Annotated in this window: 24 protein-coding genes; 13 read left to right on the top strand and 11 right to left on the bottom strand. The window is 68.0% G+C overall.

Going from position 1 to position 22,932, the window contains the following annotated elements; genetic code table 11:
- The first annotated feature begins 149 nt into the window (after positions 1–149).
- The 3 genes from DFO63_RS18300 to DFO63_RS18290 are packed head-to-tail and all read left to right on the top strand — an operon-like array spanning position 150 to position 2,549.
- Positions 150–1,409: a histidine kinase gene (locus DFO63_RS18300; protein WP_101764855.1), complete on the top strand. Its 1,260-nt coding sequence runs from the start codon at positions 150–152 to the stop codon at positions 1,407–1,409.
- Positions 1,399–2,169 (top strand): LytTR family DNA-binding domain-containing protein, encoded by a 771-nt coding sequence (locus tag DFO63_RS18295; RefSeq protein ID WP_075675481.1) that lies wholly within the window; start codon positions 1,399–1,401, stop codon positions 2,167–2,169. Before DFO63_RS18300 ends, DFO63_RS18295 begins: the two co-directional genes overlap by 11 nt.
- A gap of 35 nt (positions 2,170–2,204) precedes the next feature.
- Complete coding sequence (locus DFO63_RS18290) at positions 2,205–2,549, top strand: hypothetical protein (protein ID WP_119007525.1); 345 nt, start codon at positions 2,205–2,207, stop codon at positions 2,547–2,549.
- Positions 2,550–2,588: 39 nt separating this feature from the next.
- On the opposite strand, the gene DFO63_RS18285 is transcribed toward DFO63_RS18290, so the two are convergent.
- The gene (locus DFO63_RS18285; RefSeq protein ID WP_014035825.1) at positions 2,589–3,203 is read right to left on the bottom strand and encodes a hypothetical protein; all 615 of its coding nucleotides are present in this window, start codon (positions 3,201–3,203) and stop codon (positions 2,589–2,591) included.
- A gap of 309 nt (positions 3,204–3,512) precedes the next feature.
- Here DFO63_RS18285 and DFO63_RS18280 point away from each other — a divergent pair, with 309 nt between their 5' ends.
- The gene (locus DFO63_RS18280; RefSeq protein WP_101764857.1) at positions 3,513–4,442 is read left to right on the top strand and encodes an oxygenase MpaB family protein; all 930 of its coding nucleotides are present in this window, start codon (positions 3,513–3,515) and stop codon (positions 4,440–4,442) included.
- Positions 4,443–4,551: 109 nt separating this feature from the next.
- Here the strand turns inward: DFO63_RS18280 and DFO63_RS18275 are convergent, their stop codons facing one another.
- Positions 4,552–5,139, bottom strand: a complete 588-nt coding sequence (locus DFO63_RS18275; RefSeq protein WP_119007524.1) for a TetR family transcriptional regulator — start codon at positions 5,137–5,139, stop codon at positions 4,552–4,554.
- Between the two features lie 133 nt (positions 5,140–5,272).
- Here DFO63_RS18275 and DFO63_RS18270 point away from each other — a divergent pair, with 133 nt between their 5' ends.
- Positions 5,273–6,487 (top strand): MFS transporter, encoded by a 1,215-nt coding sequence (locus DFO63_RS18270; RefSeq protein ID WP_101764859.1) that lies wholly within the window; start codon positions 5,273–5,275, stop codon positions 6,485–6,487.
- Entirely contained in the window at positions 6,484–7,656 is a 1,173-nt protein-coding gene (locus DFO63_RS18265) for an MFS transporter (RefSeq protein WP_119007523.1), read from the top strand. The genes DFO63_RS18270 and DFO63_RS18265 overlap by 4 nt, the downstream gene beginning before the upstream one ends.
- A gap of 76 nt (positions 7,657–7,732) precedes the next feature.
- Here DFO63_RS18265 and DFO63_RS18260 read toward each other — a convergent pair whose 3' ends face one another.
- Positions 7,733–9,844 carry a M13 family metallopeptidase gene (locus DFO63_RS18260; RefSeq protein ID WP_014035827.1) on the bottom strand — a complete coding sequence of 704 codons (2,112 nt, stop codon included), beginning with the start codon at positions 9,842–9,844 and terminating at the stop codon, positions 7,733–7,735.
- Between the two features lie 176 nt (positions 9,845–10,020).
- Here DFO63_RS18260 and DFO63_RS18255 point away from each other — a divergent pair, with 176 nt between their 5' ends.
- The gene (locus DFO63_RS18255; protein WP_119007522.1) at positions 10,021–13,083 is read left to right on the top strand and encodes an EAL domain-containing protein; all 3,063 of its coding nucleotides are present in this window, start codon (positions 10,021–10,023) and stop codon (positions 13,081–13,083) included.
- 95 nt (positions 13,084–13,178) lie between these two features.
- On the opposite strand, the gene DFO63_RS18250 is transcribed toward DFO63_RS18255, so the two are convergent.
- A complete protein-coding gene (locus DFO63_RS18250) occupies positions 13,179–14,060 on the bottom strand; it encodes a LysR family transcriptional regulator (protein ID WP_014035829.1) in 882 nt (293 codons plus the stop codon).
- A 96-nt stretch (positions 14,061–14,156) separates the two neighbouring features.
- Between DFO63_RS18250 and DFO63_RS18245 the strand changes: the two genes are divergently transcribed.
- The 3 genes from DFO63_RS18245 (at position 14,157) to DFO63_RS18235 (ending at position 17,154) form a co-directional block, all read left to right on the top strand.
- Positions 14,157–14,567, top strand: a complete 411-nt coding sequence (locus DFO63_RS18245; protein ID WP_049424804.1) for a DoxX family protein — start codon at positions 14,157–14,159, stop codon at positions 14,565–14,567.
- Positions 14,568–14,598: 31 nt separating this feature from the next.
- The gene (locus DFO63_RS18240) at positions 14,599–15,387 is read left to right on the top strand and encodes a class III extradiol ring-cleavage dioxygenase (protein ID WP_049424806.1); all 789 of its coding nucleotides are present in this window, start codon (positions 14,599–14,601) and stop codon (positions 15,385–15,387) included.
- Between the two features lie 117 nt (positions 15,388–15,504).
- Positions 15,505–17,154 carry a Na+/H+ antiporter gene (locus DFO63_RS18235; RefSeq protein WP_014035832.1) on the top strand — a complete coding sequence of 550 codons (1,650 nt, stop codon included), beginning with the start codon at positions 15,505–15,507 and terminating at the stop codon, positions 17,152–17,154.
- Positions 17,155–17,235: 81 nt separating this feature from the next.
- Here the strand turns inward: DFO63_RS18235 and DFO63_RS18230 are convergent, their stop codons facing one another.
- On the bottom strand, positions 17,236–17,484 hold the full coding sequence (locus DFO63_RS18230; RefSeq protein WP_119007521.1) for a DUF3297 family protein: 249 nt from the start codon (positions 17,482–17,484) through the stop codon (positions 17,236–17,238).
- A 90-nt stretch (positions 17,485–17,574) separates the two neighbouring features.
- Between DFO63_RS18230 and DFO63_RS18225 the strand changes: the two genes are divergently transcribed.
- Complete coding sequence (locus tag DFO63_RS18225) at positions 17,575–18,117, top strand: hypothetical protein (protein WP_075675476.1); 543 nt, start codon at positions 17,575–17,577, stop codon at positions 18,115–18,117.
- 147 nt (positions 18,118–18,264) lie between these two features.
- Here the strand turns inward: DFO63_RS18225 and DFO63_RS18220 are convergent, their stop codons facing one another.
- The 5 genes from DFO63_RS18220 to msrB all read right to left on the bottom strand — a co-directional run bounded on the left by DFO63_RS18220 (position 18,265) and on the right by msrB (position 21,495).
- Entirely contained in the window at positions 18,265–18,540 is a 276-nt protein-coding gene (locus DFO63_RS18220; protein WP_004153991.1) for a DUF4031 domain-containing protein, read from the bottom strand.
- A 13-nt stretch (positions 18,541–18,553) separates the two neighbouring features.
- Positions 18,554–19,042 (bottom strand): hypothetical protein, encoded by a 489-nt coding sequence (locus DFO63_RS18215; RefSeq protein ID WP_014035836.1) that lies wholly within the window; start codon positions 19,040–19,042, stop codon positions 18,554–18,556.
- Positions 19,043–19,139: 97 nt separating this feature from the next.
- On the bottom strand, positions 19,140–20,078 hold the full coding sequence (motB, locus tag DFO63_RS18210) for a flagellar motor protein MotB (protein WP_014035837.1): 939 nt from the start codon (positions 20,076–20,078) through the stop codon (positions 19,140–19,142).
- Between the two features lie 3 nt (positions 20,079–20,081).
- Positions 20,082–20,936, bottom strand: coding sequence for a flagellar motor stator protein MotA (motA, locus tag DFO63_RS18205; protein ID WP_005407915.1), 855 nt, complete (start codon positions 20,934–20,936; stop codon positions 20,082–20,084).
- Positions 20,937–21,027: 91 nt separating this feature from the next.
- Positions 21,028–21,495 (bottom strand): peptide-methionine (R)-S-oxide reductase MsrB, encoded by a 468-nt coding sequence (gene msrB, locus DFO63_RS18200; protein WP_005415117.1) that lies wholly within the window; start codon positions 21,493–21,495, stop codon positions 21,028–21,030.
- 140 nt (positions 21,496–21,635) lie between these two features.
- Between msrB and DFO63_RS18195 the strand changes: the two genes are divergently transcribed.
- Together DFO63_RS18195 and DFO63_RS18190 are read left to right on the top strand one after the other, a co-directional pair.
- A complete protein-coding gene (locus DFO63_RS18195) occupies positions 21,636–22,010 on the top strand; it encodes a classical arabinogalactan protein 4 (RefSeq protein WP_119007520.1) in 375 nt (124 codons plus the stop codon).
- Positions 22,011–22,154: 144 nt separating this feature from the next.
- Positions 22,155–22,337 (top strand): hypothetical protein, encoded by a 183-nt coding sequence (locus tag DFO63_RS18190; protein WP_032128744.1) that lies wholly within the window; start codon positions 22,155–22,157, stop codon positions 22,335–22,337.
- 57 nt (positions 22,338–22,394) lie between these two features.
- Here the strand turns inward: DFO63_RS18190 and DFO63_RS18185 are convergent, their stop codons facing one another.
- Positions 22,395–22,874 carry an Lrp/AsnC ligand binding domain-containing protein gene (locus DFO63_RS18185; RefSeq protein WP_004140558.1) on the bottom strand — a complete coding sequence of 160 codons (480 nt, stop codon included), beginning with the start codon at positions 22,872–22,874 and terminating at the stop codon, positions 22,395–22,397.
- Positions 22,875–22,932: the final 58 nt, after the last annotated feature.

Here is a 22,932-nt window from a genome sequence, read left to right as displayed (position 1 = left end):
GATGCTTGCGGAGGTCATGGGGAGCCGGCCAGCGGCCGGCACTACCAGATGGCCTTCCATCCCCACTTTCCCGGCCTTCGTCGCAGCCCGCTTGCTTGCCCGGCGGGCCGCCCTATGCTCGGCTCACCCCCTTCCTCCAAGGCGCCGCCGTGTTCGCCAGCCTCTCTCTCCTGATCCGCCACCTGCTGGCCTGGGCTGCCGCGCTGGTTGTCGCCGGCATGGTCTGGAGCGGCATCTTCAGCGGCATGAACGATGGCCCCGGCTGGGTCTTCGGCCTGCTGGCGATGTTCCTGATGATCTCCGCGCTGGGTAGCGCGATCACCCATGTACGCCGGGTCTGGCTGGTCGCCGGACGGCTGGATTCGACCACCTTGTCCGGGCGCCAGCGCCGCCAGGTGGAACTGCCGATGGATGCCGGCCAGGCCTACGCCGTGGTGGAAGCGGCAATCGCCGAACTGCCACGCGTCGAGGATGTGGAAAGCTCGGCCGGCAGCCTGCAGGTGCGCGCCTATGTTCGCCGGGTCGACCTCTGGAACGGCCGCCAGCCGTCGCGCTGGAACCTGCCGGCGCGGCTGGCGATCAAGCGCAACAGCGTGCTGGCCACGGTCACGCCGGGGCAGGGCACCAGCACCGTCACCCTGCTGTTCGAACCCGATGCCGGCTGGTGGGCCGACCTGCTGGCGCTGGACGAGGGCAGCAACTTCGAGAACGCTGAAGCGGTCACCCGTGCCATCAGCCGCCGTGTCGCCGACCAGCGCCGCGACGAACAGGCCGCCGCCGAACAGACACAGGTGGAAAAGGAGCTGTCGGTGGCGCGCTTGAACCTGCTGCACGCGCAGGTGGAGCCGCACTTCCTCTACAACACGCTGGCCAATGCGCAGGTGCTGACCCGCACCGACCCGGCGCGTGCCGAGCAGATGCTCGGCCACCTCATCCAGTACCTGCGCAGCTCGTTGCCGCAGGTGGACGAATCGGTATCCACGCTGGGCGTGGAGCTGGACCGCACCCGCGCCTACCTGGAGATCCTGCGCATCCGCATGGGCGCACGCCTGGCGGTGGAAGTGCAGGTGCCGAACGAACTGCACGGCGTGCACCTGCCGGCGATGGCACTGCAGACGCTGGTGGAAAACGCGATCAAGCACGGCCTGGAACCCAAGCCCGGCGGTGGCACGATCTGGATCCTGGCGCGCGGCTTCGATGACCACGTGACCGTGACCGTGGCCGACGATGGGCTCGGCTTCGGCCAGGGCACCAGCGGAACCGGGATCGGCCTGAAGAACCTGCGCGAACGCCTGCGCCTGACCTGCGGCGAGCAGGCCGGCGTGGCAATCGTTGCCAACTTTCCCAGCGGCGTGGCCGCGACCATGACCCTGCCGCAGTCGCACAAGGAGCGCAGCCATGCCGCTTGAAGCCCTGATCGCCGAAGACGAAGAACTGCTGCGGCAGTCACTGGTGGAGCAGCTGGGCCGGCTGTGGCCGGACCTCAAACTGGTGGCCGAGTGCGAGGACGGTGCCAGCGCGCTGGAGCAGCTGGCCGAGAAACAGCCGGACATCGCCTTCCTCGACATCCGCATGCCCGGCATCAGCGGCATCGAGGTCGCGCGCTCGCTGTCCGAACTGAGCCCGCGCACCCAGGTGGTGTTCGTCACCGCCTACGACCAGTACGCCATCGATGCGTTCGAGCAGGGCGCGATGGATTACCTGTTGAAGCCGGTCAGCGACGAGCGCCTGCTGGCCACCCGCGAGCGCATCCTGTCGCGGCTGCCATCGACGCGCCAGGACGATGCCGTGCTGGAGCGCCTGCTGCAGCGGCTGGGCCCATCGCAGGGCGCAGCGGAGCGTCCACCGCTGGCCTGGATCACCGCCAGCAACGGCCGCGAGACGCAGCTGATCATGCTGGAGGACGTGGCCTACTTCCGCGCCGATAACAAGTACACCACCGTGGTCACCGCCGCCGGCGAAAGCCTGCTGCGCACACCGCTGCGTGAGCTGCTGGAAGTGCTCGATCCGCAGCACTTCCGCCAGATCCATCGCTCCACCATCGTCAACATGAAGGCGGTGGCGGCGGTGAGCCGCGACGATACCGGGCGCGGCGTGCTGCGCCTGCGCGGGCGCACGGAAACACTGGTGGTCAGCCAGCCGTTCATGAGCCTGTTCCGCGGCATGTAGCCGCAGCAGCATCGCCCTTGCACCGAGGAACGAACATGCCCCGATTGTTGATTGCGTGCGTCGTCGTGCTGGCGCTGGCCGGCTGCGAAAAATCCCGCAACACCTCGATCACCCGCACCCAGGCCAACGGCGTGGATACGCTGTACAGCAAGGGCACCGTCGTCGATGGCGAGGCACGCTTCCAGTGCATTGCCAGCAGCAGTGGCGCCTGCCACTACCTGGTGCTTGATCCGGCCTGCAGCCCCGACGCCGCGTGTGCCACGCCGCCGCTGCGCCGGTTCGCAGTGGCGGTGGGAAAGACCGAGGCCATGCGTGGCCTGCCCAACGGCTTCCGCCAGTGCGTCAGCCAGGACCCGAGAGAACAATGCCACCGTGAGTGATCACGGTGGCATTGTGGGTCCCCCCGCTTCCCTGAAGGGTCAGTAGGCAGGTTGCAGCGTCAGGTCATGGTGGTGTTCGGTCTCGCCCACATGGTTGAGGCGGCCGACCAGTTCGGAGTGCTGCTTCATCCGCCCGATCTCGGTCATGATGCGGATGTCCTCGTGGCGCAGTTCGCGCTTGGCGGTAACCGCCTGCTTGTAGTCCAGCACTTCCGGGTAGTGCTCGGCCAGGTCCAGCGCCTCGGCCACGTGCTCGACGCTGTCAGCCTTGGAGCTGATGCGGGCGCGGCTGTTGAAGGCCTTCATCCAGCGCTCGAAACCGGCGGTGCGGTCGAACATGTTGGCCATGAACCAGATCACGAACAGGATCGAGATCCACGAACCGAACACCACGACCACGCGGGTGAAGGTGATGTGGTAGTCGTCGCGCCACAGGTAGTTGGTGATCAGGCCGAGGATCAGCAGCGAGGCCGCCTGCCAGCCGACGATCGAGGCGATCAGCCATTGGCACTTGGCCTGGGCCAGCACAGCCACTTCATCGCGGATCTGCTGCTCGCTGAGGCTGCGCCAGTGCGCGACCTGTTTTTCGAACGGGCTGCTGTAGAGCTCGTTGTCGCGAAGCAGTAGTCCCAAACCCTTGAACAAAGCAATCATGGCTGGCTCCTTGTGGAACGTGCGTCGATCAGCGTTGGACGGTGTGGCGGGTTCAGTTCTAGCACTTCCAGCGAGCCGTGCAATGGGCGCAATGCCAAGCGGCGTAAGGGTTTTGTCTGAATGGGTGAATCTTGGTGCGGCGCAGCATCGTGGTCGCAGCCTGCGACAGGATGTCGCAGGGTGAAACGTGCTGCGGCCGCACATGGAACCGTGGCTGAGCGCGGAGACTCGCCGCCGCCGTCGTGATCGCCCAGAATCGGGGGCGACCGCGCAACCTGCGGCCGTTCTTCCACCTTTCCTGGACCTGCGATGCCGGCTCTGCTGCAGCGACTCTCCCGCCCCGTCACCGCGCCGATCCGGCGCTGGGTACTGGAGGCCTTCCCGCGTGGCCAGAGCGGCATCGACTACGACCATCCGCAGGGCGATCCGGGCTGGTTCGGCCCGGACAGCGTCACCTGGCGGCTGCATGCCGAATTCCCCTCGATGCTCGCCGGTGGCCTCTGCGCGCTGATGCTGCAGACCCTGCACCCGCGCGCGCTGGCCGGGGTCTATGACCACTCCAATTTCCGCCAGGACCTGGTGGGTCGCCTGCGCCGCACCACGGCCTTCGTGGCCGGCACCAGCTATGCGCCCAGCGGCGAGGTGGAGGCGCTGGTGGCCAAGGTGCGCCGCATCCATGCGCAGATCCTCGGGCAGACCGCGCAGGGCGAACCCTACGCCGCCGATGATCCGCAGCTGCTGACCTGGGTGCATGTGACCGAGGCGTTCGGGTTCCTGCAGGGCTTCCGCCGCTACGGACGCGAGGTGCCGGCGCACATCGCCGATCGCTACTACGACGAATACCGCTGCGTGGCCGAGGCGCTGGGCGCGGTGGACGTGCCGCGCAGCGAAGCGGAAGTGGCGGCGTACTTCTGTGCGCGGCAGCCGGAGCTGCGCGTCGACGAACGCTCGCGCGAGGTGCTGGAGGTGCTGTCCGGGGTGCGCCTGCCGGTACCGGTGCCGGGGCTGTCGCGCGAAGTGTTCCTGGGTGCGGGCGCGGCACTGCTGCCGGACTGGGCCGAAGGCATGCTTGAACGCAGTGCGCGCCAGCGCGCGCAGGCGGCGGCGTCGGCGAAGCTGATGCAGGGCATGGCGCCGCTGTTCCGCCGGGCGCTACCCGATGGCCTGGCCAGCCGCGCCTGCGCGCGCATGGGCGTGCCGGTGGCGGTGTTGCGCGAGTGGCCCGCGGTTGCCTGGTAGGTGCCAACCTTGGTTGGCACGCACTTCGCGATGCCACAGAAGCGCCAACCAGGGTTGGCATCTACCAGAGCGGATTCCGCAGTAGATCCACGCCATGCGTGGATGGGCGTTACCCGGCGACCTTCAACCCACGCAACAACATCTCCAGCGCTGCCGTCGCCTGCCGCAGGCGCGCACCACCGTCTTCGCCCTCGGCGATCCAGAACGCGGCTTCGGCCAGGCTGCCGTAGATCAGCGACGCCAGTGCCTGCGCATCCACCGCTGCCACCACGCCCTGCGCGATCAACTGTTCGATCAACTGCTGCATCGAGTGCACGCAGTGGCGCTGCGATTCCGGTGAGGCGCCACCGAGCACCGCGCGCGCGTCGCGCAGCACGATGCGCTGGATCTCCGGTTCCAGCGCCAATTCCAGGTAGGTGCGGCAGCGTTGCACGAAGCCGTCCCAGGCATCGTCTGCGCCGTCGCTGATCGCCTGCAGGCGCAGGTCGATCTCGGCGTCGAGCTGCGCGACCACGGCCGCCAGCAGGCCCTTCTTGTCGCCGAAGTGGTGGTAAAGCGCACCCCGGGTCAGACCGGCCTGGGCGGTCAGGTCATCCATCGAGGTCGCGGCATAGCCATGCTCACTGAACACCCGGCGGGCGGTGGTTAGCAGGCTGGCGCGGGTTTCTTCCATCTCGGCGCGGGTGCGGCGGACCATCCGGAGCTCCTTACATACGCGGTGCATGATTATTTACATACGGCGCGTATGAATGTAGCCTCTTATTCATACGCTCTGTATGTATTGTCGTGGCGCCGCGTGCGCCAGGCAAGTCGCTGCCCTGGAGAATTCGATGGCTACCCCCTACCGCGACCTGTTCGCCGCCCCCGGCACCGCTGGCCTTGCCCTCGCGGGCCTGTTGGCACGCCTGCCGCTGCCGATGACCGGCATCGGCATCATCACCCTGCTGTCGCAGTTGCGCGGCAGCTACGCGTTGGCCGGTGCGGTGTCGGCCACCTTCGTGCTGACCTACGCACTGCTGTCGCCGCAGGTATCGCGCTGGGTCGACCGGCGTGGGCAGCGCAGGGTGCTGCCGTGGGCCACGGCGGCCAGTGCGGCCGGCCTGCTGTTGCTGCTCGCGTGCACGCTGCTGGCCGCGCCGGACTGGATGCTGTTCGTCGCAGCGATGTTGGCCGGCTGCATGCCCAGCGTGTCGGCGATGGTGCGCGCGCGCTGGACCGCGATCCACCGCGGTCGCCCGCAACTGCAGACCGCGTACTCGCTGGAGACCGTGTTCGACGAGGTCACCTTCATTGCCGGCCCGCCGTTGTCGGTCGGGTTGTCGGTGGCGGTATGGCCGCAGGCCGGCGTGCTGGCGGCCGCCCTGCTGCTGGTGGTAGGCGTGGCTGCGCTGGTGCTGCAGCGTGGCACCGAACCGCCGCTGCAGAACGGCGAAGGTTCAACGCCCTCGCGCTCACTGCTGCGGCAAGCGGAGATCCGGCTGCTCGCGTTGCTGATGCTGGCAATGGGCGTGATCGTCGGCACTGTCGACATCACCAGCGTGGCCTTCGCCGAACAGCGGGGGCAGCCGCTTGCCGCCAGCGTCGTGCTGTCGGCCTATGCGCTGGGCAGCTGTGCGGCGGGCCTGCTGTTCGGTGCGCTGAAGCTGCAGGTGCCGTTGCAGCGGCTGTTGCTGCTGGGCGCTGCAGCCACCGCGCTGACCACGCTGCCGCTGCTGTGGGTCGGCAGCCTGCCGGCGCTGGCCGTGGCGGTGCTGCTGGCCGGGGCGTTCTTCGCGCCGACGATGATCGTGGCGATGTCGCTGGTCGAACAGCGCGTGCCCGAAACGCGTCTTACCGAAGGCATGACCTGGTTGTTGGCCGGACTGAACATCGGTGTGGCGCTGGGGGCTGCGCTGTCCGGACAGAGCATCGACGCCGGTGGCGTGCGCAGCGGCTTTGTCGTTGCGCTGGTGGCAGGCGGTGGCGTGCTGCTGTTCGCCGTGCTCGCGCAACGTGCACTGCACCCGTCTGCTGCATCCACATCCCCTGAAGGAATCATCCCGTGAGCGCTTCATCGCCTGCGCATGCCGCGCCTGTGCCCCGCCATTCTTGGTGGGCGGTGTCCGCTGTCGGCCTCGCCACGTTCTCGGTGGTCACCACCGAAATGCTGCCGGTGGGCCTGCTGACCCCTATCGCCGACGATCTCGGCGCCTCCAACGGCACCGCCGGGCTGATGATCTCGCTGCCGGCCCTGCTGGCGGCGCTGTTCGCACCGCTGGTGGTGATCGCGGCCGGTGGCATCGATCGCCGTCGCATCCTGTGCACGCTGCTGGGCCTGCTGCTGGTCGCCAATATCGCTTCGGCGCTGGCACCGGGCATCGGCTGGTTGCTGGCCGCGCGCGTACTGGTGGGGTTCTGCATGGGCGGCATCTGGGCCATCGCCGGTGGGCTGGCAGCGCGGCTGGCACCTGCGCACCGTATCGGCCTGGCCACCTCGATCATCTTCGGTGGCGTGGCGGCGGTATCCGTGCTGGGCGTGCCCATGGGCGCGCTGATCGGCGATGCACTGGGCTGGCGCTGCGCGTTTGCGGCGATGGCGCTGTTCAGCGCGGCCGTGATGCTGCTGCATCTGCGCGTTGTTCCGGCGTTGCCGGTCACCTCGTCGGTGCGGCCAGGCCAGTTCGTGCAGCAGCTCGGACATCGCAGCCTGCAGCGGGGCCTGTGGCTGACCCTGCTGCTGGTGGCCGGGCACTTCATCGCCTTCACCTATGTGCGGCCGTTGCTGACATCCGCCTCCAGCGTGGATGCGTCGTGGATCGGTGCATTGCTGTTCGCCTATGGCCTGGCCGGCATCGCTGGCAACTTCATTGCCGGGCCGATGGCCGCGCGGCATCCACGTGGCACGTTGCTGGCGATCGCATCGGGCCTGCTGCTGACGCCGCTGTTGTTCCTGTGGCTGGGTGGCACGCCGGCCGGTGGCATTGCGGTGCTGTTGCTGTGGGGCCTGGCCTACGGCGGCGTATCGGTGGGCCTGATGAGCTGGATGATGAAGGCGGCGTCGCAGGCCGTGGAGATCGCCACGGCGTTGTATGTCGCGGTGTTCAACATCGGCATCGCACTGGGTGCATGGGGCGGTGGCCGGCTGCTCGATGGCGTGGGCCAGCATGCGAATCTGTGGGCAGCGGCCGGGCTTGCCATGGTCGCCACGCTGGTGATTGCCACAACGCGTCGGTAGATCCACGCAGTGCCAACCAAGGTTGGCCGCTACCCGGAAATGAAACGGGCGCCTTGCGGCGCCCGTTCCGGTTACATCACCACACCTTGACCCGCTTGTCCGGGGCCAGGTACAGCTTCTGGCCTTCCTTCACTTCGAACGCCGGGTACCAGGCGTCGATGTTGCGCACGGTCAATGCGCGGAACTGGCCGGGTGCATGCACATCGGTCAGCAGCGAATTGCGCAGCGCCTGCTCGCGGCTCTTGCTGCGCCACGCCTGGGCGAAGCCGAGGAAGAAGCGCTGATCCGGGGTGAAGCCTTCCAGGGTCTGGCCCGGCTTGCCCTGCAGCGACAGCTGGTAAGCGTCGTAGGCGGTACCCAGGCCGGCCACGTCGGCGATGTTCTCGCCCAGGGTCAGCTTGCCGTTCACGTGCACGCCGGGGAACGGCTCGTAGCTGCTGAACTGCGCGGCCAGCGCATCACCGGCAGCATTGAACTGCTTCAGGTCCTCGGCAGTCCACCAGTTGTGCAGCTTGCCGGTCTCGTCGAACAGGGCGCCGGCGTTGTCGAAGCCGTGGCTGATCTCGTGGCCGATCACCGCGCCGATCGCACCGTAGTTCACCGCGTCGTCGGCCGCACCGTCGAAGAACGGCGGCTGCAGGATCGCAGCCGGGAACACCAGGCGGTTTTCCAGCGGCACGTTCATCGCATTGATGGTCTGCGGCAGCATCGCCCACTCGCTGTGGTCGACCGGCTTGCCCAGCTTGGCGATGTTGCGCTGGTACTCGAACAGCTCGGCGCGCTGTGCATTGCCCAGCGGGTCATCACGGCGGATCTCAAGGCCTGTGTAGTCGCGCCACTTTTCCGGATAGCCCATGCCCACGGTCAGGCCGTTGACCTTGGCCTTGGCATGCGCCTTGGTCTGCGGCGACATCCACGACAGTGCATCGATGCGCTTGGCGAAGGCGGCGATGATGTTCTTCGCCATCTCGTCCGCACGCTCCTTGGTCTTCGCGTCGAAGTGCTTCTCGACGTAGCGCTTGCCGATCGCTTCGCCGACCGCATGGTTGGCATCGTCCACCGCGCGCTTCCAGCGGTCGCTCTGCTGCGGCGTGCCGCTCAGCGCGGTGCCGTGGAAGGCGAAGCGGGCATCGGCGAACTTCTTCGGCAGGTAGGCAGCGGCACGATCCAGCGCGTGGAAGGCCAGGTAGTCCTTCCAGGCGTCCAGCGGCTCGGTGGCGACCAGCCTGGACAGGCCGGCCACGGCCTTGGGCTGCCACACGATGAAGTCCTGCTGGTTACCCAGCGCGGCCGCGTCGAGGAAAGCGTTCCAGTCCATGCCCGGCGCCTTGGCGGCGAAATCGGCCTGGGTCCACGGATTGGCACCCTTGGTCACGTCGTTGGTTTCTTCCTGGGTGGCGTGCGCCTGCGCGATCTTCGTTTCCAGCGCCAGGATGCGTTGCGCCTTGCCGGCCGGGTCGGCGACGCCGGCCAGCTGCAGCATCTGCGCGATGTAGGCCTGGTACTGCTTGCGCAGTTCGGCCATGCGGCCATCGCCCAGGTAGAAATCACGATCGGGCATGCCCAGGCCGCCCTGCACCAGGTACGGCGCGGTGCGGTCCGGCTGCAGCATGTCCACCGACACCCACAGGCCGAACAGGCGGTCGGTGTAGAAGTTGGTAGCGTTGAGCAGGTCGACGTCGGCGCGCAGGTCGCCACCCAGGGCACGGGCCAGCCCGGCCTTGTCGGCGATCGCATCGATGGCCTTCAGCTGCGGCTGCACCGGCGCAAGACCGTGCTGCTCGATGCCGGCTTCGTCCATGTAGGCGGCGTAGTAATCGCCGATCAGCTTGTCGTCACCGCTGGCCTGGGTGTTGCCGGCGGCGCCTTCGAGGATCGCGCGGGTATCGGCCAGGGTCTTCTCGGCGATGACGTTGAAGCTGCCGAAGCGCGAACGATCGGCCGGAATCTCGGTGTTCTTCACCCAGGTGCCGTTGGCGAAGCCGAAGAAATCATCGCCAGCGGCGATGCTGCGGTCCATGCCGCTGGCATCGAAGCCGAAACTGCCCAGCATCGGCTTGGCCGCAGCGGGGGCGGCATCGGCCGGCGCGGTGGCACCGGCGGCCGGGTCGGCCGGGCGGTCACAGGCGGCCAGGGACAGGCTGGCAACGATGGCCAGCGCCAGGGTGGGACGGCGCAGCTTGGACATGGACTTCTCTTGCAGCGGAAAACCCCAAGTCTAATCCGCTCCAGCGCCACTGGCCGCCCCCCTGGGCGGCCCGCCCTGTGCAGGATCTGGCTGAACGCGCAGACGCGATCTTCACGCCGTCACCGGGGTGGTGCATGCTGGACCCTGGAGCCCTGCGCGGACACGGGGAGGTGGCCATGCAGGACGGGGTCAGGCGTCAAGAATGGCGTCCGCCGGCCGTTGAGGTCGGGGACGTGGAGGATTCGTTCGCGCATGAAGCCAGCCGACTGCACAAGGAAGATCAACCGATGCCCGCGCTGAAACGGGCGTTGGCCCGGCCGCTGCGCGCCATCACCTGGGGCGGCGTGCTGCTGGGCGTGCTGCTGGTGGCCGGCCTGACCACCATGCTGGTCAATGACCACCACCGCCGCCTGGAAGCGGCGCAGCGGCAGAGCCGTGCGCTGGCGGTGGGCAGCGAGCGCCTGCTGGCGCTGGAGCTGCGCAACCTGGAACGGGCCATGTCCGGCATCGCCGCCGACGCCGCCGAACTGTTCCGCAGCGTGCCGGCACAGGCGCCGGCCTTGCTGGATGCCTCCATCGGCGGCGTGCTGCGCCGGCATGCCGAGCTGCACAGCATCGTCGTGCTCGACAGCTATGGCCGACCGCTGACGGCCGGCAAGGGCGACCTGCAGCTGCCGCTGTGGACCGACCCGCAGCGCCGCGGCCAGGGCAGCGCGCTGTATATCGGCCCGCCGCAGCGGGCCAGTGATGGCGGCTGGGTGGTCCCGCTGGCGTTGCCGATGGCCGGCGACCGCTGGCTGCTGGCGCGGCTGCGCTGTGGCGAACTGCAGCGCATCGTCGGTGGCCTCGATGTCGGCCCCAACGGACTGGTCTCGATCAGCGATGCCGAGGGCTACATGCTGGCCCGCGTGCCCGATCCGCACGGCACGGTGGGTCGCCGCTATGATCTGCCGCGCCGTGACCTGCTCGGCAAGCAGGCGGTGGTCGAGCTGGGCAGCCTGCCCGGCGCCGTCGACGGCGTGCCGCGCATCATCACCATCAGCACGCTGGAACGCAGCCCGCTGGCGGTGCAGGTCGGCTTGGCCGACGAAGACGTACTGGCGCCGTGGTGGCCGTACCTGCAGGCGTCAGTGGCGATCGTACTGGCCTACATCGCGGTGTTGCTGGTGCTGCTGTACGCGGTGCGCCGCAGCACCCGCAGCCAGCAGGCGATGGCCGAGGAGCTGAAGGCAGGCCACGCCGAGCTGCGCCTTGCACACCAGGTCGGGCGCGTCTGTACCTGGTACGTTGACGAGGACGCCGCACTGCTGCGCTGGTCACCGCTGGCGCGCGAGATCTTCGGGGTGCAGACCGATGCCCTGCCGGTTGCCGATTTCTTTGCACGCGTGCATCGCGATGATGCCGCGCGCCTGCAGCAGGCCTTTGACCAGGCCTTCGCCGGCAGCGCCGTGCTCGACCAGGTGTTCCGCCTGGTACTGCCCGGGGGCGAGGTGCGCTGGGTGGGCGCGCGTGGGCAGCGGGTGGAAGTGGCCGACAGCGAGCGGCGCATGATCGGTGCGCTGACCGACCTGAGCGAGCGCTACCAGGCGCGCGAACAGGTGAGCGAGGTGGAACGCCGCTTCCGCCTGTTGTTCGACCGCAACCCGGCGCCGTTCTGGGTGTTCGACCCGGATACGCTGCGCTTCATCGAGGTCAACGATGCGGCGGTGCGCCAGTACGGCTACAGCCGCGACGAGTTCCTGGCGATGAGCATCCTCGACATCCGCCCGCGCGAAGGCTGGGATGAGGTGAAGGGCGCGATCGCCAAGGCCCGCGTCGGCGAGCTGCAGGACGCCACCGTGCGCCTGCACCGGCGCAAGGACGGCAGCGTGTTCGAAGTGCGCGCCCACCTGTCCAGGCTCGATTTCGACGGACAGCCCGCATGCCTGGTGCTGGCCGAGGATGTCAGCGAACGGTTGGCCTACGAGCGTGACCTGGCCTACCAGGCGCGGCACAACCCGGCCACCGGCCTACTCAACGTGCGCGCCCTGACCGAACAGCTGGACGAGCAGCAGGAGGGCTACACCATCGCCTTCGTGCAGCTGCGCGGCCTGCAGCTGGTGGCCGATACGCTGGGCCGCGAGATCGGCGATGCGGTGCTGCAGTCGATGGCGACCCGGCTCGGTGGCCTGGGCGCGCGCTGCGGCACGCTGGCATTCCAGCCGGCGGAAGACTTCGTGTTCGCCATCGGTGCCGAGCACGATACCCAGCGCGTGCTGGACGACCTGCTGCAGATCGTGTCGGCGCCGATGCGCGGCAAGGATTCGCTGCACCAGTTCGAGCCACGCATCGGCGTGGCCGTGCACATCGCCGGTGACGGCCACAGCGCCGAGCAGGTGATCGGCATGGCTGCACAGGCCGCGCATGCCGCGCGCGCCGAGGGCAACGTGGTGGTCTGGTTCGACGCGGCGGTGACCACGCGCCTGGCCGATCGCCTGCGCCTGGCCGGGCGCATCCACGCCGCCATCGACAACGAATTCCAGCTGTATTTCCAGCCAATCCGGCACGCCAGCGATGGCAGCCCGGCGGCGCTGGAGGCCCTGCTGCGCTGGCCGCAGGCCGACGGCAGCTTCATTCCGCCCAACGAGTTCATCCAGCTGTGCGAGGACACCGGGCTGATCCTGGCGCTGGGCCGCTGGGTGATCCGCGCGGCGGCGAAGGCGCAGCGCCGACTGGTCGAGGCCGGTTGGGGTGAGCTGCCGATCGCGGTCAATGTATCGGCGGTGCAGTTCTTCAACAGCGACCTGGTGGCCGAGTTCACCCGCGCCCAGCAGGAGTTCGGGCTGGCCCGCGGTGCGCTGCACGTGGAGCTGACCGAGAGCAGCCTGATGCGCAAGCCGGCGCAGGCGATGCAGACCATGCAGCGCCTGCACGAGCAGGGCATCAGCGTGTCGCTGGATGATTTCGGTACCGGCTATTCCAGCATGTCCTACCTGCAGCACCTGCCGCTGGACATCCTGAAGATCGACCGCAGCTTCGTCGCCGACGTGGAAACCAATCCACGCAATGCCTCGATCTGCCGCGCACTGCTGTCACTGGGCCACAGCATGGGCCTGACCATCATCGCCGAGGGCGTGGAAACGCCGGGGCAGCTGGACTGGCTGGCTGCGCACGGCTGTGACCAGGTGCAGGGCTATCTGTTGGGGCGGCCGGCGCCGCTGGAACGGATCATCGACGCGCTGGATGAAGTGGCCGCCTAAGTGGTAGTGCCGGCCGCTGGCCGGCATTCGCCCAGGACCGGGATGTGTCGCATTGCCGGCCAGCGGCCGGCACTACCGGCAGACGCCAGACTCGGCTATACCCCGGCTTCCACCAGATGGTCGATGAAACTGCGCACCTTCGGTGCCAGGTGGCTGCGGCTGGTATAGACCGCGAAGATGCCGATCGGCGAGGCCTCCCATTCCGGTAGCACGCGCACCAGGCGGCCATCGGCCAGCGCGTCTTCCAGCAGGAAGTCGGGCTGCAGGATCACGCCCATGCCGGCGATCGCCGCTTCGCGCAGCACGTCGCCGTTGTTGGCGTGCAGCAGGCTGCTCACCGAGACCTTTACTTCGCCGCCCGGCCCCTGCAGCGGCCAATGGTCACCGGCGGCCCAGTAGCTGTAGCTCAGGCAGGCGTGGGCCTGCAGCTCCTGCGGCGTCTGTGGCGTACCGCGTGCGGCCAGGTAGGCCGGCGCGGCGCACAGGCTCACCCGCGATTCGCCCAGGCGGCGCGCGATCAACGTCGGCCCGGGCTCGCGGGTGATGCGAATGGCCACGTCGTAGCCTTCCTCGACCATGTCCACCAGGCGGTCGGACAGGGCCAGGTCCAGTTCCACCTGCGGGTAGCGTTCGCGGTAGCTGGCCAGCAACGGGCCGAGGCGGGCGATGCCCCAGCTGACCGGTGCGTTGATGCGCAGCGTGCCGGAGGGCTCCAGCGCCTGCGCCCCGATGCTGGCCTCCAGTGCATCGAACTCGGCCAGCAGGCGCACGCACTGGGCGTAGTAGGCGGCGCCGGCACTGGTCGGGCTGACCCGGCGCGTGGTGCGGTGGAGCAGGCGGGTGGACAGGCGCTTTTCCAGCGCGGCGACCTGGCGGGTGACGCCGGCGGTGGACATGTCCAGGGCCTGGGCGGCGGCACTGAAGCCGTTGCGCTCGACCACCGCCACGAACACGCGCATCGCCTCGAGGGTGTCCATTGTTGCGCCTTTTGAAATAAATACGGTCAATCCATCGTATTTATTGGCTCACGAAGGCGCAATAACCTGTTCCCACTCCCTTCAAGGTGTTTCCCCATGCACACCACGACCGCTCCTGTTTCGCCGCTGGCCCCGTACGGCGCCACCCTGCTGCGCCTGGCCCTGGGTGTGCTGTTCCTGGTGCATGCGCTGATCAAGCTGCTGGTATTCACCCCGGCCGGCACGGCGGCGTTCTTCGAGTCGCTGGGGCTGCCCGGCGTGCTCGGCTACCTCACCATCGGCGTGGAGCTGGTGATCACCGTCGCGCTCCTGCTGGGTATCTACGCGCGCTGGGTGGGCCTGGTCGGCGTGCCGCTGCTGCTGGGCACCATCGTCACCGTGCATGGTGCCAACGGCTTCGGTTTCGCCAATGCCGGCGGCGGCTGGGAATACCCGGCGTTCTGGGCACTGGCGCTGGTGGTGCTGTTCCTGGTCGGCGACGGCAAGTGGACCCTGCGTTCGCGCTGATCGCCGCCTGACCCTGCAACTGGAGGATTCCATGTCCCGCCTGCCTTCGCTGTACATCTCCCATGGTTCGCCGATGACCGCCCTGCATCCGGGCCAGGTCGGCGTGCGCCTGGCCGAGCTGGCGCGCGACCTGCCGACGCCGCGCGCCATCGTGATGGCCTCGGCGCACTGGCTGGGCCGGCAGCCGCTGGTCGGCGCGCATCCGCAGCCACCGACGATCCACGACTTCGGCGGCTTCCCGCGCGCGCTGTTCGAACTGCAGTACCCGGCGCCGGGCGATCCGGCGCTGGCCGAAGAGGTGGCCGGCCGCATCGCCGCCGCTGGCCTGCCGGTGGCACTCGACCCGCAGCGTGGCCTCGACCACGGTGCCTGGGTGCCGCTGCGGCTGCTGCGCCCGCAGGCCGACATCCCGGTGGTGCCGGTGTCGATCCAGCCGATGCTCGGCCCCGAGCACCAGTTCGCGCTCGGCCGCGCGCTGGCACCGCTGCGCGAGCAGGGCGTGCTGCTGGTCGGCTCGGGCAGCATCACCCACAACCTGCACGACTGGGGCGACTACCAGGACGGCAAGGAAGCGCCGTACGTGCGGCCCTTCATCGAGTGGGTGGAGCAGCGCCTGGCCGCCGATGACCGCCAGGCCCTGCTGGATTACCGCCGGCAGGCGCCGTTCGCCGAACGCGCGCACCCGACCGACGAGCACCTGCTGCCGCTGTTCTTCGCGATGGGCGCGGCCGGCGAGGGCGGCTTCGGTGCACGCCGCATTGACGCCGGCATCGATGCCGGCTTCCTTGCCATGGATCTGTACCGCTTCGACGGGGCATGAGCCGGGGCTGACGCGCGACGGCCCCGGCCGTCGCGGTCATGGCCGCATGTGGTAGTTTTTTCCGGGTTTCCGGCGCTGGCCCTCGAGCCTCCCCGCGCGCCGCTTCCTGGAAGAAGCATGCATACCATTGAAGTCGTCCTGGCGATGCTGGTGGCCGTTGTCGCCAGCGGCTACCTGGTTCGCGTCCTCCCGTTCTCGTTGCCGCTGCCGCTGGTGCAGATCGGCCTGGGCGCGGTGATCGCCGGCGTGTTCAACCGCGGCCATGCGCTGGAGCCGGAGGTGTTCTTCCTGCTGTTCCTGCCGCCGCTGCTGTTCCTCGATGGCTGGCGCATCCCCAAGCAGGGCCTGTTCCGCGACAAGGGCGCGATCCTCGAACTGGCGTTCGGCCTGGTGGTGTTCACCGTGATCGGTGCCGGCCTGCTGATCCACTGGATGATTCCGGTGATGCCGCTGGCGGTGTGCTTCGCGCTGGCGGCCATCGTGTCGCCGACCGACCCGGTGGCGGTCGGGGCGATCGCCTCCAAGGCACCGATCCCGAAGCGGCTGATGCACATCCTGGAAGGCGAGTCGCTGCTCAATGATGCGTCCGGCCTGGTCTGCTTCCGCTTCGCAGTGGCGGCGGTGATGACCGGCTCCTTCTCGCTGGCCACGGCCTCGCTGACCTTCCTGTGGGTGGCGGTGGCCGGCCTTGCCGTGGGCGTGGCGGTCACCCTCGGCGTGTCCACGTTCCAGCGCTGGTTGTGGCGCCGCTTCGGCGAAGAGCCGGGTGCCGCGATGCTGGTCAACCTGCTGATCCCGTTCGCGGCCTATCTGCTGGCCGAAGAAATCCATGCCTCGGGCATCCTCGCCGCAGTCGCCGCCGGTATCGCGATGAGCTACGTCGAGCTGACCGGCCGTGTCTCCGGCAGCATGCGCGTGCAGCGTGCGGGGGTCTGGAACATGCTGCAGTTCAGCTTCAACGGCATCATGTTCGTGCTGCTGGGCGAGCAGCTGCCGGGCATCGTCGAACGCGCCACCACCACCATGAACGAGTCCGGCCACCAGAGTGCGTGGTGGCTGGTGGTGTACGTGGTGGTGATCAACCTGGCGTTGATCACCTTGCGCCTGCTGTGGGTATGGCTGTCGCTGCGCTGGAACCTGCTGCGCGCGCGTCGGCGTGGCCTGGAGCGGGGCGAGGCACCGAACTGGCGCATCGTGGTGGCGACTTCGGTGGCCGGCGTGCGCGGCGCGATCACCCTGGCCGGTGTGTTGACGCTGCCGCTGTTCCTGCCCGATGGCAGTGCGTTCCCGGCGCGCGACCTGGTGATCTTCCTGGCCGCGGCGGTGATCCTCTTCTCGCTGATCGGCGCCAGCGTGGCGCTGCCGCAGCTGCTGAAGGGCCTGCAGCTGCCAGCCGATTCGGGCGAGCGCAAGGAAGAGGACCTGGCACGCAAGCTGTCCTCCAAGGCTGCGCTGGCCGGGGTCGAACGCATGCGCCAGCAGCTGGTGATGAACCAGAACACCGAGAACGTGCAGCTGTACAACGATGCTGCCTCGCGGGTGAGCCTGCTGTACCAGCGGCACCTGGAGAAGGACAACGACGGGCCCGACGTGGACCCGGAGAAAGTGCGGCGCATGGAACTGGGTTACCGCCAGCTGCGCAGCGCGGGCCTGAATGCCGAGCGCGAGGAACTGTTCCGGCTGACCCGGCGCGGGGTGATTTCCGACGAGATCTCGCGGCGCCTGATCCGCAACCTGGACCTGCTGGAATCGCGCAAGCGCGAGTGACGCTGCGGTTGGGCGCCGTCGATCTGCGTCAGATCCCTTCCCGCAGGAAAGGGACCTGACCCCAGGATCCGGGAGCCGTGCTTATTCCGGCTTCGTTTCCAGGAAATACGCCTCGACCTTGCCCTTGACCTTGATGGTCATCGGGTTGCCGCGGCGGTCGCGGGCCTTGCCGGCCTGCACGCGGATCCAGCCTTCGCTGATCGAGTATTCCTCGACGTTGTCGCGCTCGACGTCGTTGAAACGCACACCGACGCCGCGCTCCAGCGCCTGCGCATCATGGAAGGGGCTGGTCGGGTTGATCGCCAGGTGGTCGGGAGGGGTATCGCTCATCGCTTCATTCACAGTGACGGCCACCAAGGCCGGCTTCAGCGGCACAGGATAAACCGTAGAATGCCGGCCTGCCCCAGAGGAAGTTCCGCCATGCCCGACAACAGCGACTATTTCGACTTCGAGGAAGACATCCACGACTTCGACGAGGAGGGCTTCGAGGCGCGGGTCTGGAACCTGCTGGTGCTGATCAACCCGGGCGACGAAGAGCTGGCCCTGCAGCAGTTCAACCGCTGGCGCGAGCACCTGTCCGAGGACGGGCAGCCGCTGGAAGCGGACAGCGACTGGCTGCCGGCGCTGTTCACGGCCATTGCCTGGCAGTCCGGTTTCGAGGTCGAGCGTGACGACCTGGAATCGCTGCAGTCGGCGGTGAACGAGCTGTCGGCACGCTTCAACCTGCAGCTGGACTGGGGCGGCGACCTGGACGACGAGGACTTCACCGAAGACCTGGACGGCGTGCAGCTGATGTCCACCGCCTTCGACCGCCTGCGCGAGCACAACTACACGCTGTGGAGCGTGGATGCCGGCAGCGACGGCTTCACCGGCGTGATGGCGCTGACCCGCGACGACGACGCGATGCTGGCGCTGTGCTCGCTGCTGAACGTGGAAATCCGGCTGGGCAGCGACCCGTTCTGAGCAGGGCAGGTGGGTGCGGAGCCCGCCTATGGGGGATGCCAACCTTGCTCGGCATGCCCTGTGCCTGATGTGCGGACCAAGGTCCGCACCCACCACAGCAAGTGGTAGCCCCACCCAGCACAGCAAGCGGTAGCCACCCACGCCTGCCTACGGCCGGTATTGCGCCCTGGCGTTGGCGATCACGGCTTTGACCAGCTCGCGGTCGGCGTGCCGGGAAATCGCCCGCGCACCGAGCGCGATCGCCTGCGCGCGCAGCTCGGCAGTGACATCGTAGTGGGCGCCGCTGGCCTTGTTCTGGAAGGCCCGCGGGGGAATGCCGAGCTGCGCTGCCATCGCGTGCAGCTCGGCCAGGGTGTCGGCCATCAGGTGCGCCCAGCGCTGTCCGCGCCAGGGATGCACCGCGTCATCGACGTAGACCGTCACCGCCGCGGCCGGTTCAGGCCTGCGGCTTGCTGTCGCTGTCAGCGGCCGGGGTGGCCTCGGCAGCGGCGTCTTCGGCCACGTCGCCCTCGGCGGCTTCGCCTTCCTCGCCCTCTGCAGCGTCGACGCCTTCGAACTCGGCGACCAGCTTGTCCAGGTACTCGTCAGCGGTCTGCTCGGATTCGGCTGCCAGGGTGTCCAGCAGCTTCTGCAGCAGTTCGGAGTATTCCAGGTTGACCTTGCGGCCTTCCTTCTCCTGCACGTTGGCCAGGTGCTTGAGCATGGCCAGCATCGGCACCGGATTCTCGGCGTTGCCCATGGTCTGGCCGCCGATGGCCAGCAGCCACTCACGGCCCTGCAGGCCGATGGCCGCAACCACCTGGCCGTCTTCGTTGGTCAGCACGGCATGGTTCTGCACCTGCTGCTGGGCGTTCAGGCGGAGGAACGGGCGCTTGGCCTGCTGCTTCTTGCGCTTGTCGCGCTTGGCCTTGGAGTTCTGGGACATGGGGTGGGGTCACCTGGAAACGGAAAGACCGCCATTGTAGCGGCCGCGTGCAGGTGGGGTCAGATCCCTTTCCCATGGAAAGGGATCTGACCCCGATTCAGCGCGCCGGCCCCTGCGCGGCCTGCACGTCCGGGTCGGCGGCGGGGGCCGACAGCCCCACCTGCGGGCCGGCACCGGCCAGGGCGGCCGCCTCGGCGGCCTGGGTCATCACCACGATGCTGATGCGGCGGTTGATCGGGTTCTGCGGGTCGGCCTTGTCGAACAGCACCGACGACGACAGGCCGACCACGCGGGTGATCTTGCTGTCCTCCAGGCCGCCGTCTACCAGTGCGCGGCGTGCGGCGTTGGCACGATCGGCGCTCAGTTCCCAGTTGCCGTAGCCACGCGCGGCCGAATAGGCGGTGATGTCGGTGTGGCCGGTCAGGCTGATCCGGTTCGGGACGTGGTTCAGGTAGTTGGCCAGCTCGTGCAGGATCTGCTGCGTATAGGGCTTCAGCGTGGCGCTGCCGAGGTCGAACATCGGCCGGTTCTGTTTGTCCACGATCTGGATGCGCAGGCCTTCCGGGGTCAGGTCCAGCAGCAGCTGGTCCTTGAACGGCTCCAGTGCCTGGCTCTTGCTGATCGCTTCCTGCAGTTCCTTCATCAGCGCTTCCAGCTGCTGCTTGTCGCGCTGCTGCTGGTCCACCGGCTGCGGCACGGCTTCCTTCTGGTTCTGGAAGGGATCGTTGCTGCTGCCCCGCGAGATGTCGGTGGCACCACCCAGCTTGATCATCGAGGTGCTGGCGCCGCCCGGGCCGGCCATGCCGGGTGCCGGCGTGGCATTCTGCCCGCTCAGCGGGCTGGGGTTGCGGAAGTACTCGGAAATGGCCGCACGGTCGTTCTTGTTGGTGGTGGCCATCAGCCACAGCACCAGGAAGAACGCCATCATCGCGGTCACGAAGTCGGCATAGGCCACCTTCCACGAACCGCCATGATGGGCGGCGTGGCCGGCCTTCTTGACCCGGCGGACGATGACGGTGGGCTTGGTCTCGGCCATGGCTTATTTGACCGTCTTCAGGTGCTGCTCGAAATCGGAGAAGGCCGGGCGCACGTTCGACGGCAGCGTCTTGCGGGCGAATTCCAGCGCGATCTTCGGGTTGTAGCCACGCAGGCAGGCCAGCAGGGCGGTCTTCACCGATTCGTAGATGCGGCTGTCCTGCTCGGCGCGCGCTTCCATGGCGGCGGCCATCGGGCCGACGAAGCCGTAACCCAGCAGAATGCCGAGGAAGGTACCGACCAGCGCGCCAGCCACGTGGCCACCGACCTCGACGATGTCGCCGCCGATCGAGCCCATGGTGATGACGATGCCGAGCACCGCCGCGACGATGCCGAAACCGGGCAGTCCGTCGGCGACCTTGGTCAGTACCTGCGACGGTGCCATCGCCTCGGCATGGTGCTTTTCCAGCTCCAGTTCCAGCAGCGGCTCCAGCTCGTGCGGCTCGATGTTGCTGCCGATCATCAGGCGCAGGCAGTCGGTGATGAAGTCGATCAGGTGATGGTCGGCCTGCACCTTGGGGTAGTTGCCGAACAGCGCGCTCTCGGCCGGCCGCTCCACATGGTCTTCCAGCGCCATGAAGCCTTCGCGGCGGGCCTTGTTGAGCAGTTCATAGAGCAGGCTGAGGACATCGATGTAGTCCTGCTGCTTGTAGCGCGGGCCCTTGAACACGCCGACCATGGCCTGCAGGGTCTGCTTGACCGTCTTGGCCGGGGTGCCGACCAGGAAGGCGCCGAGCGCGGCGCCGCCGATGATGACCAGTTCGTAGGGCTGCCAGAGGGCACCCAGGCGGCCGTGGGCACCGAGGTAGCCCCCGATCACGCTGATGATGACGACCAGGAATCCAACGATGATGAGCATGGGGCGACGCAAGGAGAGGGGATATCTCCTTGTCGGCCCGTCGCCCGGTTTTCTGAAGAGGGAATTCTGTGAAATCGGTCAGCGGGGTGTTTCAGCCCGCCACGCCGCTTTCTGCGCCGCCACGCTGCAACGGGTCGGGCCAGGGCTCGCCATTGCCGGTGAACGAAAGTGAGACGGAGTTCAGGCAGTGGCGCTCGTAGGTGGGCGGCGGGCCGTCCGGGAACACGTGGCCCAAGTGGCTGCCGCAGCGCGCGCAGGTGATCTCGGTGCGCACCATGCCATGGCTGGTATCGCGGATCTCGCGCACGTGCGCCGGGTCGAACGGGGCGAAGAAGCTGGGCCAGCCGGTACCGGAATCGAACTTGGTGCTGGAGCGGAACAGCGGCAGCGCACACAGCCGGCAGCAGTAGACGCCCTCGCGCTTGTTGTCGAGGAACACCCCGCAGAATGGCGCTTCGGTGCCGTGCTGCAGCAGCACGCGGCGCTCTTCGCTGCTGAGGCCGGCAATCAGCGCCTCGGTCTGGGTGGCGGTGGGGGGCGTCAGGTCGAAGGCAGTCATGCCGGCTCTCCGTGGGGTCGATGGCCTGGGGATGCCGGAAAACGTGGGGGTGCCGGCGCGCGCTTGCAAGTGTGACGGCCGTTCATGGGCGGCACACAGGTACAGGCGCAAGGTGAATGTGATCCACGCCGGAGCGTGCCATGAAACCGACCCTTCCCCTGCTGTTGATGGCCCTGTTGCCCGCATTGGCGCTGGCCCAGGTGCCTACCGCCGACCCCACCGCCACCCGCAGTGCGACCACCGTGGCACCGGCGCCGGTGGTACCGCCGCCGCAGGCCGCCCGCTCACAGCCGCAGGTGTTGCCGTCGCCGCAGCCGGCGCAACCGATCAAATCCACCGGTCCGGCCCCGATCGCACCCACCCCGGCGCCGAAGCCGGCCGACAAGGTGTACGACCGCAATGGCCGTATCGTCCCCGGTGTGCGCCCGGCCGGTCCGAACCGCGTGTTCGATTCGCGCACCGGCCGCTATTACGACAGCGTGCCGGCCGGCGATGGGCAGCAGATCAAGCGCTGAGCTCGGATGCCAGGCAAGGTTGGCAGTTACCACACGCTGTACGGCCTGAACGCACGAAAACAACGTCCTGCCGATCACTGCTTTTTCGCCTGCGATTAACCGTTCCGGGACCACCGTGGCCCTGCGCCGGCATTCCGCCGCCGCATGTCCTTCGTCCACTGGATCGCGATCATGAAAAACCAGCAGAACCGTCATCCCGGCAAGGAACCGCAGGGCCGCAACCCGCAGCAGCAACAGCAGCAACAGCAGCAGATGGAGCCGCAGCAGCCGCACAAGGGTGGCAAGCAGCAGGAACAGCGCTCGCAGAAGCATCCGCAGCAGCGCTGAGACGGACTCCGGGTCAGAGCCCGCGTTGCGGGCTCTGACCCCAACCGTTCGCCGGCCTCAATCCGGAATCGGCAGGCTCAGCGTTTCCTTCACCTCTTCCATCACGATGTAGCTCTTCGACTCACGTACGTGCGGCAGTGTCAGCAACGTGCTGCCGAGCAGCTTGCGATAGGAGGCCATTTCACTGATCCGCGCCTTCAGCAGGTAATCGAAGTCCCCCGACACCAGGTGGCACTCCAGTACGTTGGGCAGCTTCAGCGCCGCGCGCCGGAACTCCTCGAAGATGTCACCGGACTTGTAGGCCAGGCTGATCTCCACGAACACCAGCAGGCTGGCCTTCACCGCCGCCGGGTCCAGGTGGGCGTGGTAGCCGGTGATCACCGCTTCGCGCTCGAGCCGGCGCACGCGCTCGGTGCACGGGGTGGTCGACAGGCCGACCCGCTCACCCAGTTCGGTGAAGGAAATACGGCCCTCGGCCTGCAGGATGCGCAGGATCTTGCGGTCGATCTTGTCCAGTTCGCGGGTACGGGTGGCCATGGCCGTCAACCTTGGGGAATGAATTGCAGGAGAACATCCTGCCGGTTGATTTCAAATC

Origin of the sequence: Stenotrophomonas sp. AG209, assembly GCF_003550055.1 — a bacterium.
GTDB lineage: Bacteria > Pseudomonadota > Gammaproteobacteria > Xanthomonadales > Xanthomonadaceae > Stenotrophomonas.
Note: the sequence above shows the minus strand (reverse complement) of the source record. Positions and strands in the feature narration are given on the sequence as shown.